Consider the following 11908-nt stretch of genomic DNA (forward strand, 5'->3'; position numbering starts at 1 on the left):
AAATGGATCTTACTACAATTAAAGACCCTTCTTTTTTGAAGGACTTATCAACAGAAGAACTAGAAAACTTAGCTACCTCCATTCGAAACTTCTTAATTGAAGAGTTATCTGTAACAGGAGGGCACTTAGGCGCTAATCTGGGTGTTGTAGAGTTAACGCTAGCTCTACATAAGATATTTGACAGTCCAACAGATAAATTTGTGTGGGATGTGGGTCACCAATCCTATATTCATAAGATATTAACTGGACGAGCTGACCAATTTAGTACGTTACGCCAGTACAAGGGCTTATGCGGATTCCCAAAACGTAATGAAAGCGAGCATGATGTCTGGGAAACAGGCCATAGCTCAACTTCCTTATCGGCTGCAATGGGGATGGTCCTTGCTCGGGACATGCAAGGAGCGGATTATTCAGTTGTTCCGGTTATTGGTGACGGAGCTTTAACAGGTGGTATGGCGTTAGAAGCGTTAAACCATATTGGCCATGAGAAGAAGAACATGACGGTCATTCTTAATGACAATGAAATGTCTATCGCCTCAAACGTTGGAGCGCTTCACAATATGCTTGGACGTATGAGAAGTGCGCGCAAGTATCATTGGGTGAAAGATGAAATGGAAATTCTTCTGAAGCGGATTCCGGCAGTTGGGGGTAGACTTGCTACGGCTGCAGAGCGCATTAAAGATAGCATGAAGTACTTTATGGTTCCAGGGATGTTCTTTGAAGAGCTCGGTTTCACGTACTACGGTCCTGTAGATGGTCATGATTTCAACGACTTGTCTGAGACAATCCAGTATGCGAAGAAAACAGAAGGTCCTGTCATTGTTCACGTTGTGACGAAGAAAGGGAAAGGCTACCACCCTGCAGAGTCTGACCAGAAGGACAAATGGCATGGAGTAGGTCCTTATAAGATCGAATCCGGTGAAAAGATTAAACCAACCAATGCTCCACCGGCATGGAGTGAAGTGGTTAGCGAGACGCTACAAAAGAAAGCGCGTGAAGATAACCGCATTGCTGCTATAACGCCAGCAATGATTCTAGGTTCGAAGCTTGAGAAGTTTGGAGAAGAGTTCCCAGACCGCTTGTTTGATGTTGGAATTGCTGAGCAGCATGCGACAACACTTGCTGCAGGTATGGCAACACAAGGAATGAAGCCGTTTCTAGCGATTTATTCTACATTCCTTCAACGCGCTTATGACCAACTTGTTCACGACGTTTGTCGCCAGAATTTGAATGTCACCTTCGGCATTGACCGGGCTGGTTTGGTTGGGGCAGATGGGGAGACCCACCAAGGCGTCTTCGATATTGCCTTTATGAGACATTTGCCAAACATGACCATTATGATGCCTAAAGATGAGAATGAGGGTCAGCATATGGTTCATACAGCGCTTGAATATGATGATGGTCCTGTTGCCGTTAGGTACCCTCGGGGAAATGGACTGGGCGTTCATATGGATGAAGAGCTTCAAGAGATTCCGATTGGTTCATGGGAAGTACTGAAATCAGGTACTGATGCTGCCATTCTTACATTTGGTACTACCATTTCTATGGCGTTAGAAGCGAGTAACATGCTTGAGAAAAAAGGGATTTCTGTACAAGTCATTAATGCTCGCTATATTAAGCCGATGGATGAAGCTATGCTTCATGATTTGATGGCTCAATCAATGCCACTTCTAACAGTGGAAGAAGCCGTCCTTCAAGGTGGGTTCGGTAGTGCTGTTCTTGAATTCGCTCAAGATCATCAGTATTATAACCAAATTGTACAACGTATTGGGATTCCGGACCGTTACATCGAGCACGGCAGTGTGGGACAATTATATGAAGAAGTTGGCCTGACGAAAGAAAACATCGCAGATAAATTAGAAGAACTGTTACCAGAACAACAACAAAGGGCTTGAGAAGATGGCGAATAAAGTACGATTAGATACACTGCTCGTGAATCGAGGGCTCTCTGAGACTCGCGAGAAAGCAAAACGAAACATAATGGCTGGTCTTGTCTATTCAGAATCAACTCGAATGGATAAGCCAGGTGTTAAAGTAGACGATACAATCCCACTTACAGTAAAAGGAAAAGCTATTCCTTATGTGAGTCGAGGTGGGCTTAAGCTTGAGAAGGCGTTAAAACATTTCGATCTTAAGTTAGAGGGCAAGACGCTCATAGATGTCGGGTCTTCTACTGGTGGGTTTACAGACTGTGCCCTTCAGAACGGTGCAGAAATGAGCTATGCCATTGATGTTGGGTACAATCAATTAGCGTGGAAATTACGTAACGATGAACGAGTAGAAGTGATGGAACGTACGAATTTCAGGTATGTGACTCCGGATGATTTAACGCGAGGAAAACCAAATGTGTCTTCCATTGACGTCTCGTTTATCTCTCTAAAACTCATTCTTCCCGTGCTAAAGACGCTGCTGCAAGAAGATAGCGATGTCGTCGCACTGATTAAGCCGCAATTTGAAGCGGGGAGAGAACAAGTTGGGAAGAAAGGGATTATTCGCGATGCAAAGGTCCACCGTCAAGTTGTCCGAGATATGCTCGATTTTGCGAGTCAAACTGGATACTCTGTCGAAGGCCTGACCTTCTCTCCTATTACAGGCGGAGATGGCAACATCGAGTTCCTGGCTCATTTGAAATGGAAGGATGGGAATGGTGTAATCCAACCGACGATTGATGTGGATGAAGTTGTTTCTGAAGCTCATCAAACCCATTAAATAAAGTATGTTAGAATGGGACTACAAAGGTGGTCCCTTTTTAAATGGATGTTTAAGTAGGCATGAAGTGAGGGAGATACATGAATAAAGGTCAACGTCATATTAAAATTCGCGAATTAATCGCAGAGAACGATATTGAAACACAAGATGACTTAGTCGACCGATTGCGTGGTCTTGGATACAACGTGACACAAGCAACGGTCTCAAGAGATATAAAGGAGCTTCATCTTGTCAAAGTGCCAATGCTTGATGGTCGCTACAAATACAGCTTGCCAGCGGACCAGCGATTTAATCCGTTGGAGAAGTTAAAACGGTTAATGATTGATGCATTCCTACGCATTGATGTGGCCAGCCACTTTATTGTACTCAAAACGTTGCCAGGTAATGGGAACGCCATTGGTGTACTCATAGATAATTTGGATTGGGAAGAGATCCTCGGGACGATTTGCGGGGATGATACGTGTTTAATCATTTGTCGTACGGAGGCAGAAGCATCACAGATCCGTGACCGTTTACTCGACATGCTGTAAATTTCAAAGAAGAGGTGCTATCTCGTGTTAGCTGAACTTTCTATTAAAGATTTTGCCATTATTGAGGAAGTAACCGTGCAGTTTCGTGAAGGATTAACCGTTCTAACGGGCGAAACAGGTGCTGGTAAATCCATTATTATTGACGCCATACAACTGCTAACAGGTGGTCGAGGTTCAGCTGAGTTCGTGCGCTATGGGACGAAGAAGGCGGAAATTGAAGGATTGTTCTATATTGACCATCCTAAGCATTCTGTCTATGAGAAAGCAGAAGCTTTCGGAGTTGAAGTCGATGATGATGGGATGATTGTGCTAAATCGAACAATCAGCGCAAATGGAAAGAGCATCTGTCGTGTAAACGGAAAGCTAGTCACGCTTGCAATCTTAAAAGAATTTGGTAAGACATTAATTGATATACATACTCAGCATGAAACGCAATCATTGATGGATGTAGACCGTCACATCGAATTACTTGATTTGTATGACCAGGTCAAGATAGAAGAAGTGAAGTCGGACTATACGGTGCTGTACAAGCAGTTCGATGCATTAAAGAAACGACACCGTGAACTCAGCGAGAATGAACAGGAGATGGCTCAACGACTTGACCTTCTGGAGTTCCAATATCGTGAGTTAGAAGAAGCCAACTTACAGCCGAATGAGGATGAGGTTCTCACTGAGGATCGCAATCGACTTGTGAATTACGAGAAGATATACTCCGGTCTGAATGATGCTTATCACGCGCTCTACGGGGATCAAAAGGCACTTGATTGGCTATCTCATTCGCTTTCTTCACTTGAGGGCGCGCAGAATTTCGATGAAGAAATTGCTAAGAAGACAGAAGAGCTCTCCAATCACTATTATTTAGTTGAAGAACTCGCCTATTCGTTAAGGCATCAGCTTGATTCACTTGAATTTGACGCCAATGAATTGGACAGTATTGAAGCGCGCTTAAACGAAATTAACCGTTTAAGAAAGAAGTACGGACAGTCTGTAAATGACATTCTAGAATACGCGTCCAAGATTGAAGAAGAAATTGACCAAATTAAGAATCGAGATTCTCACATTGTGAAGTTGGAAGAAGAGATTAAAGAGAAAGCTGAGGATGTTGCGCTTGAAGCGAAACATTTGCACGACCTACGTGTAAAGGCGGCTGATCAGTTATCATCTTCCATACACAATGAACTGAAGGACTTATATCTTGAGAAAGCGGCATTCGGGGTTGATTTCGAGACTGTGGAAGGGACTGAAACAGATCCTGAGATAGAAGGGAAGCGGGTTAAGCTATCCCGAAATGGAATGGACCATGTGAAGTTTCTTATTACTACAAATCCTGGTGAGCCGTTGAAGGAAATTCATAAAGTAGCAAGTGGCGGTGAGCTGTCTCGTATCATGCTCGCTTTAAAACGAATCTTCTCCCAGCACCAAGGCGTAACGAGTGTCATTTTCGATGAGGTGGACACTGGCGTTAGTGGACGAGTAGCCCAGTCTATTGCCGAGAAGATTTACGGTATATCTTCTGGGTCTCAGGTGCTCTGTATTTCACACCTCCCCCAAGTGGCTGCAATGGCAGATACTCATCTTTATATCCAAAAGCATGTGGAGAACGACCGGACATCTACAAGTGTGGAAGAATTGTCCATGGAGCACAAGATTGAAGAACTCTCCCGTATGATTACAGGCGCAGAGTTAACGGAAACAACGAAAGAGCACGCTAAAGAATTACTTAATCTTGCTGAAAAATTTAAACAAGTTCATGCTTAAACTGCCCATTTATGGGCAGTTTAATTTATTTCTATTTCACTCCCTACATACGGAACGGTTTAAGGAAGTGTTACCTAGTTTTTCTGATGTTCCTGTAGTTTAAAACCGCACAGTAAAGGTCACATTAAAGGTACAGACAAAAAAATATAGGTATGGGTTTGAAACGAGGAGAGTGAACTGTTTGAATCCAATTGAATGTTGTAGAAAGATATTGGGTGTTATACTCCTTGTTGCTGTTCTTTGTATACCGTTCTCCAAACCTGTCCAAACGTATTTGTCTATTCCGAATGAGTTGACGGTATTCGAGAATGAACCTACCGCACTGCAAACGATTGGGTCTTCAGTTCCAAAAGTAAAAGCAGGGGACTCTGTGATTGAGCAGGAAGCAAATGCGCTAATCGGAAAACATTCAGGAGAATCTGAATTTGTATATGAACTAGCAGGGCTGCCGATTAAAAAAGTTGATGTAAATGTGCTTAAGGATTTTAAAGTCATTCCTGGTGGTCAATCCATTGGTGTGAAGCTTCATACGCTTGGCGTCCTCGTTGTAGGTCACCATTTAGTGGACACACCAGATGGAAAAGTCTCCCCTGGAGAAGAAGCGAATGTCCAAGTAGGAGACATTCTGCTCAAGATTAACGGTAAAGACATTAAACAAATGAGTGAAGTAGCACCATTTGTTGAAGAAGCAGGAAAGAATGATGAGAAATTAAAGCTTACAATCAAACGTGAGAAAGAAACATTTGAAACGATGCTTACTCCTTATTATGACGATCAAGACAATAAATATCGTTTAGGATTGTATATTCGTGATTCTGCTGCAGGAATCGGCACGATGACCTTTTACCACCCAGACTCGAAGAAGTATGGAGCATTAGGGCATGTAATTTCCGATATGGACACGAAAAAGCCAATTGAGATTCATGAAGGCACGATTGTACGTTCTAATGTTACTGAAATTGAAAAAGGAAGCAATGGTGTACCTGGGGAGAAGCGAGCCAAGTTCTCTGCAGATCAATCACAGATTGGGAACATTACACGTAACAGTCCATTTGGAATCTTTGGCAAGCTAGACAAGCAAGTGAAAAATGGGATTATGGATAACCCTATGCCAATTGCATTGTCCCACCAAGTGAAAGAAGGGCCAGCCAAAATTCTAACTGTTGTAGAAGGTGAGCAAGTTCGAGAATTCGATGTTGAAATTGTTAGCACGGTTCCTCAGAAATACCCAGCAACTAAAGGGATGATTGTGAAAGTCACTGATCCTGACTTGTTAAAGATTACTGGAGGCATCGTCCAAGGAATGAGTGGAAGTCCAATTATCCAAGATGATAAAGTAGTTGGCGCGGTGACGCATGTGTTTGTGAATGACCCTACGTCTGGGTACGGCGTTCACATTGAATGGATGTTGCATGAAGCAGGCATAAATATTTATGAAGAAGAACAAGAAAAGGCGAGTTAAAAAGACAGGATAAGTACCTTCCTGTCTTTATTTTTTGCATCTTCTTATAAAAAAACAATATGTTATAATAAAGGTGATAATGACCTAAAGTTTTTTCGACAAATGTACGCTTATAGCGTTGAACTATGTTGAAGGAAATCGAATACCCGTGAAAAATCGAGGAAATGGAAGAGAATCGAAAAAATTCAAAGTTTTTCACGTGAAAAAGAGGAAATTTCATAGTTCTGTCGAAAATAAACTTTGGAGACAAGAGGGAACCAAAAACGGGGAGGAAGTATGCGTGGAAAAAATTAAAGTTTGTTTGGCGGATGATAATCGGGAACTTGTTCATATGTTAGATGATTATTTCTATGACCAGGAAGAGATTGAAGTTGTGGGGAAAGCTTATAATGGTCAAGATTGTTTAACGTTGTTAGAAGAATCCGATCCTGATGTCCTAGTGCTGGATATTATTATGCCGCACGTTGACGGATTGGCAGTCCTTTCTAAGATGAAGGAACTTGGTAAAGAGCGTCTGCCAAACGTCATTATGCTTACAGCGTTTGGGCAAGAAGAAGTAACGAAGAAAGCGGTCGACCTAGGGGCATCTTATTTTATTTTAAAACCATTTGATTTAGATAACCTGCGTGATCATATTCTCCAAGTGCATGGCAAATCCCCAGCATTTGATTCTAGTCGAAATCGTGCGGTTCGAGAACGCAAACCTGAGAAGAAGCTTAATCTAGATGCAAGTATTACGAACATCATCCATGAAATCGGAGTGCCCGCTCACATTAAAGGATACATGTATCTACGTGAAGCCATTTCTATGGTTTACAACGACATTGAGTTACTAGGGTCCATTACGAAGGTTCTGTACCCGGATATTGCGAAAAAGTACAATACAACTGCAAGCCGTGTAGAGCGAGCAATTCGACACGCTATTGAAGTGGCATGGAGCAGAGGTAACATTGACTCTATTTCAACGCTATTTGGCTACACCGTATCCATGTCGAAAGCGAAGCCAACAAACAGTGAGTTTATCGCAATGGTGGCGGATAAGTTACGTTTGGAGCATATGGCTGTTTAACTTCGAACACTTACCTAAAGTTGTATGATTAGATATGATTTAAGTAAGAGCTAATATAGAGCTCTAAGTGAATTGTTGGGGTTGGAGGTGAACTCCTGCCTCAACAAACTTAAGAGCCATTTGTATATTTTTATGTAAGAGCTAGAGATTTTACTGGAAATTACACATACTTTCAAAAACGGAAACATCCTTTTTAATGCCCCCAGTTGAATTAATTTATTTAATCAATTCTCCAATGAACTGTTATTATAGTTGAACGCAACATTATTCAGTATTTCGTAGTGCGTTGTTTATCTTTCCACATTTTAATCTTTGAATAACCTTCGACAGTCCAGATTGTTGTGCTCCCTTATTAAGCCATTTCCACATACTTAGCAAGTGGAGGTGGACCTTTACCTCTTCAGGACGATTAAACCTCTCTCAAAGCTTTATATTAACTTCTATATTATTTGTTCATCCCTTTGAGTTTCCTTGTAATATTCCACAAGCTAGTTGTTAAAGAAACGCTTAGCATATCCACGTTTGAAAAAAGTGTTAGGTTTTTTATTACGGTCGTTATTATCAATTATTGATTCGACGCCATAGCCGAATGGAATCCATTCTGAACAAGTCGAGTGTAGTAGGTAAAGAAGCGTGTATGTTTTTTGGGAAATTCTTATTACTCCTGCAAATGTTAAGGGCTCTGGTATGTAGGAGAATAGAGGTTGAAGGAGATAGAACTATCCCCTTCAACCTCTATTCGTTTATTCTTCTTCTTGTGGCAACGTGCCACGTTGTTTTACTGTATATTTTCCATGCCCAACAACAGTACGTTCATAGTCCAAGTTCAGCTTCTCGAAATTTTCCATGATGGTCATGTCTACGACAACCGAATTATCAAGCTTTGCAGAGACAACAAGTCCTTCAAGCTCCTGTTTTCCCTTCTTGAAGGCAATGATATCACCTTCAGTAGCTTTTTCTTCTTCTGCCACTTGGTCTTTTTCTTCTTTTTCCTTACGGCTGAAAGCAGCATCGAGCAATCCGCCTGTTAAGTTTTCATCACTCATTTGAGATCCCCTTTCGTCGATTCATTATGTGGTACGTAACATCCACCATATTTTCTCTCTTAGTTCAGTTATACCCTTATATGGGCTGTCCATTCGCTAAATTACTCTAACACGATTCTACTTCATGATAAAACATTCTAATAAGAAACGGAAGTATCCGAAATTTTGAGTTAATTCTTTCTGATCTGCTTCGTATCATGATAAGGAAGTCTTCTACTCATAAATAAGTATAGAAGGGGGAATGGTGAGATGTTGGAAACGAAACGGCTAATTCTTCGCTATTTCAGACGAGAAGACGCAAAGCGGTTGCAAGAAATCTATCACAATAAGAAGGTTGCATCTACAACAACGATTCCTTATCCATATACGATTGAAGATGCTACGAATTGGATTGAGAGTCATGAAGAACTAATCGAGTATGGAGGACTAATCCCATATGCGATTGTGCTTAAAACCGAGAATCGACTTATTGGTTCCATTTCACTCCGGATTCATGTCGGACAGTGGAAGGGAGAGCTTGCAGCGGTCATTGATGAAGAGTATTGGGGAAAGGGGTACGGCACAGAAGCTGCCAAAGCGTGCCTCGATGAAGCCTTTAGTGAGAAAGGAATCAATAAAGTGTTTGCTCAAGCCATTGGCAGTAACCACCCATCGATTGAGACAATCAAAAAGATTGGCATGAAGTTAGATGGGAGTTTACGGCAGGATTTATGGCATGATGGTCAGTTTAAAGATGTGTTAATCTTTAGCATCCTTAAACGAGAGTGGGAGTCTGAGGGAAACTGACTTCCATAAATTTAAAAACGAGGATACAAAATTCTTAAAATAGTGGCACTTTCATGATAAGATTAAAAATTATATAAATTGTTGTGAAAAAGTGGGGAAAAACACATGAAAGTAGCTAAATTTGGAGGAAGCTCTGTAGCGAGTGCTTCGCAATTAAAGAAAGTAACCGATATTATTACCCAAGACCCGGAACGTAAACTTGTTGTCGTATCCGCACCAGGAAAACGATTTGCTGATGATATAAAGGTGACGGATTTATTGATAGGTATTGGAACGAGTGGCCGAGAGGAAGCGAAAGGGTATATCGATGCAGTTATTGAGCGGTTTAAAGAGATTCTGACCGATTTACACTTGCCAACAGACGTATTGGATGAGGTTCGACAATCGTTAGAAGCGGTCGTGCACGGGGATAAGGTGTACGAGAACAAAATGGATGCGCTGAAAGCAACAGGGGAAGATACGCTTGCTAAAGTACTCTCGCTCTATTTAAATCACCTTGGACACCAAGCGTACTATGTAAATCCGAAAGAGGCAGGAATTATCGTAAGTGACGAACCAGGGAGTGCCCAAGTGTTAGATGAGAGCTTTGATCGATTGTATCAACTAAGAGATCGTGATGGCATACTCATTATTCCTGGGTTCTTCGGCTATACTTCAGACGAACGTCTAATGGCGTTCCCACGCGGTGGGTCTGATATTACCGGTTCAATCGTAGCCGCTGGGGTAAAGGCTGATTTATATGAGAACTTTACAGATGTAGACTCTGTATACTGCGTCAATCCAATGATTGTGGAACAACCAAAAGAGATCCATACACTAACCTACAAGGAAATGCGAGAGCTGTCCTATGCAGGATTCTCAGTCTTTCATGATGAAGCCTTAATCCCCGCATTTCGTGCGAAGATACCAGTGGCGATTAAGAATACAAACAATCCTAGTGAGCGAGGTACACGCATTGTCGCAGAGCGCCCCCAATCTGAACAACCAATTGTAGGGATTGCAAGTGATGATGGCTTCTTAAGCATTTATGTAAGCAAATACTTAATGAACCGTGAACGTGGCTTTGGAAGGCATTTGCTTCAAATTCTAGAAGAAGAAGGGATTTCATTTGAACATGCCCCTTCTGGAATCGATGACATGTCCGTCATCTTACGTGAAGAGCAGCTTCCTCCTGAGAAGGAAGAAGTCGTCGTTCGCCGAATTACAGACGAACTGAAAGTCGATACGGTTACAATCGAACGAGATCTTGGTATGGTGATGCTTGTAGGAGAAGGGATGAATGAGCGGATTGGCGTTGCTGCAAGGGCAAGCCAAGCCTTCCAGCAAGCTTCCGTCAACATTGAGATGATTAACCAAGGCTCATCTGAAGTATCTATGATGTTCGGTATTAAAGAAAATGGGATTATTCCTGCTGTTCAGGCGCTTTATAAGAGCTTTTTCGTGGAAAACAATAGCTGAGGGCATACGCTCTCAGCTTTTTTTTCATTGTTATGGAGGTGTTCAATATGGAGAAAGGAAACAAACGTAAGCGAATTAACCCGACTGTCATTGTATTTATATACTTTGTTGCCATTGTAGAGGCATGGGCAGCGTTTTTAAGCGTAGAAGAGACCCCGTATAAAGTGTATCTATATACCAGTCTGTCTTTAGTCAGCTTAGCAATAGGTGTGTACGCAACAATTTTGTATAACAGGCAAAAGAGGAAGGAGAGTCAATGACTCTCCTTCTGTTGACAGGTAGGGCAGTAGTAGAACCTACGGCTGTTTGCCTGTATTTTAATAATTTCGGTACCATCTAATCGACAAGGCTCACCTTCTCGATTGAACACGTAATGGCGATAGTGACGCTTTGTTGCACCCTCCTTTAGTAGGCGGCGCTTTAAAGCTGGGTCTACTGTAATGCCATTAGCCTGATAAGCCCGATGTACCATGGTTTGAACAGCTTCAGCTGCTTGGTGAAGCTGTTCGTCTGAACAATCAACAGGTCTTAAATCGGGATGAATGTTCGCTTCGAACATAATTTCGCTCCGTAAGTAGTTCCCAATTCCAGCAATAAACTGTTGGTCTAACAGTAGGGCAGTCCATCTCCTATTTCGGAAACGGTTTGATTGAAACCGTTGAACAAGATCGGTAACAGTTACAGTCTCACTTAATAGATCAGGACCAACTTTCCGAATAAAGGGATGTTCAGCTACTTCTTCGTCTTTTAGCACTTCAATATCTGAGGCACTGTATAGAAGTGCAGAATGGGCATCTGTGTGTAAAGCAAGGCGAAGCTGACGGTTTGTTTCGGGATAATCATAAAGAGGTCGAATGATCCATTTCCCATAAAGTTGATTATGCGAATAGATGGTATAACCACTCTGAAAACGGGTGAGCAAAGCTTTTCCCTTGGTGTCTACTTGTTGAACCGTGTCGCCTTTCAGAATTTCTTCATATCCTTTTAATGAAGGGAAGGCGAAATAAGCATCCTGTATGACCTTTCCTTCTATAATAGAGGCGATTTGGTCTGCTTCTTGTTTAATTTCCGGTCCTTCCGGCATAAAGAG

The 11908-nt window shown here is 41.9% G+C and carries 11 protein-coding genes; 9 read left to right on the forward strand and 2 right to left on the reverse strand.

All coding sequences use genetic code 11. From position 1 onward, the window contains the following. The first annotated feature begins 2 nt into the window (after window positions 1-2). From dxs to spo0A, 6 genes are all read left to right on the forward strand, one after another. A complete protein-coding gene (dxs, locus tag H513_RS0112610; RefSeq protein ID WP_026801078.1) occupies window positions 3-1895 on the forward strand; it encodes a 1-deoxy-D-xylulose-5-phosphate synthase in 1893 nt (630 codons plus the stop codon). Window positions 1896-1899: 4 nt separating this feature from the next. Continuing rightward, entirely contained in the window at window positions 1900-2709 is an 810-nt protein-coding gene (locus H513_RS0112615) for a TlyA family RNA methyltransferase (protein WP_026801079.1), read from the forward strand. Between the two features lie 80 nt (window positions 2710-2789). After that, window positions 2790-3239 (forward strand): transcriptional regulator AhrC/ArgR, encoded by a 450-nt coding sequence (ahrC, locus tag H513_RS0112620; RefSeq protein WP_026801080.1) that lies wholly within the window; start codon window positions 2790-2792, stop codon window positions 3237-3239. A gap of 24 nt (window positions 3240-3263) precedes the next feature. After that, the gene (gene recN, locus H513_RS0112625) at window positions 3264-4997 is read left to right on the forward strand and encodes a DNA repair protein RecN (RefSeq protein WP_026801081.1); all 1734 of its coding nucleotides are present in this window, start codon (window positions 3264-3266) and stop codon (window positions 4995-4997) included. A 172-nt stretch (window positions 4998-5169) separates the two neighbouring features. Continuing rightward, window positions 5170-6459 carry a SpoIVB peptidase gene (gene spoIVB / locus H513_RS0112630; protein ID WP_026801082.1) on the forward strand — a complete coding sequence of 430 codons (1290 nt, stop codon included), beginning with the start codon at window positions 5170-5172 and terminating at the stop codon, window positions 6457-6459. Window positions 6460-6739: 280 nt separating this feature from the next. Then, window positions 6740-7528, forward strand: coding sequence for a sporulation transcription factor Spo0A (spo0A, locus tag H513_RS0112635; RefSeq protein ID WP_026801083.1), 789 nt, complete (start codon window positions 6740-6742; stop codon window positions 7526-7528). A 743-nt stretch (window positions 7529-8271) separates the two neighbouring features. Here the strand turns inward: spo0A and H513_RS0112640 are convergent. Continuing rightward, window positions 8272-8574, reverse strand: a complete 303-nt coding sequence (locus tag H513_RS0112640; protein ID WP_081658281.1) for a YkvS family protein — start codon at window positions 8572-8574, stop codon at window positions 8272-8274. 249 nt (window positions 8575-8823) lie between these two features. Between H513_RS0112640 and H513_RS0112645 the strand changes: the two genes are divergently transcribed. The 3 genes from H513_RS0112645 to H513_RS0112655 all read left to right on the forward strand — a co-directional run bounded on the left by H513_RS0112645 (window position 8824) and on the right by H513_RS0112655 (window position 11078). Next, the gene (locus H513_RS0112645; RefSeq protein ID WP_036770241.1) at window positions 8824-9360 is read left to right on the forward strand and encodes a GNAT family N-acetyltransferase; all 537 of its coding nucleotides are present in this window, start codon (window positions 8824-8826) and stop codon (window positions 9358-9360) included. 105 nt (window positions 9361-9465) lie between these two features. Further along, on the forward strand, window positions 9466-10818 hold the full coding sequence (locus tag H513_RS0112650) for an aspartate kinase (RefSeq protein WP_026801086.1): 1353 nt from the start codon (window positions 9466-9468) through the stop codon (window positions 10816-10818). 47 nt (window positions 10819-10865) lie between these two features. Next, entirely contained in the window at window positions 10866-11078 is a 213-nt protein-coding gene (locus tag H513_RS0112655) for a hypothetical protein (protein WP_026801087.1), read from the forward strand. Here H513_RS0112655 and nei read toward each other — a convergent pair. Continuing rightward, window positions 11072-11902 carry an endonuclease VIII gene (gene nei, locus H513_RS0112660; RefSeq protein ID WP_026801088.1) on the reverse strand — a complete coding sequence of 277 codons (831 nt, stop codon included), beginning with the start codon at window positions 11900-11902 and terminating at the stop codon, window positions 11072-11074. The genes H513_RS0112655 and nei overlap by 7 nt on opposite strands. Between the last annotated feature and the right edge of the window lie 6 nt (window positions 11903-11908).

It is taken from the genome of Pontibacillus halophilus JSM 076056 = DSM 19796 (assembly GCF_000425205.1).
In the GTDB taxonomy this organism is placed as follows: Bacteria; Bacillota; Bacilli; order Bacillales; family BH030062; genus Pontibacillus_A; species Pontibacillus_A halophilus.

Excerpts from the sequence above, each read along its gene's own strand:
- nei (WP_026801088.1), bottom strand. The coding sequence starts at position 11,902 with ATGCCGGAAGGACCGGAAATTAAACAAGAAGCAGACCAAATCGCCTCT.
- H513_RS0112615 (WP_026801079.1), top strand. The coding sequence starts at position 1,900 with ATGGCGAATAAAGTACGATTAGATACACTGCTCGTGAATCGAGGGCTC.
- dxs (WP_026801078.1), top strand. The coding sequence starts at position 3 with ATGGATCTTACTACAATTAAAGACCCTTCTTTTTTGAAGGACTTATCA.
- H513_RS0112640 (WP_081658281.1), bottom strand. The coding sequence starts at position 8,574 with ATGAGTGATGAAAACTTAACAGGCGGATTGCTCGATGCTGCTTTCAGC.
- H513_RS0112655 (WP_026801087.1), top strand. The coding sequence starts at position 10,866 with ATGGAGAAAGGAAACAAACGTAAGCGAATTAACCCGACTGTCATTGTA.
- ahrC (WP_026801080.1), top strand. The coding sequence starts at position 2,790 with ATGAATAAAGGTCAACGTCATATTAAAATTCGCGAATTAATCGCAGAG.
- H513_RS0112650 (WP_026801086.1), top strand. The coding sequence starts at position 9,466 with ATGAAAGTAGCTAAATTTGGAGGAAGCTCTGTAGCGAGTGCTTCGCAA.
- H513_RS0112645 (WP_036770241.1), top strand. The coding sequence starts at position 8,824 with ATGTTGGAAACGAAACGGCTAATTCTTCGCTATTTCAGACGAGAAGAC.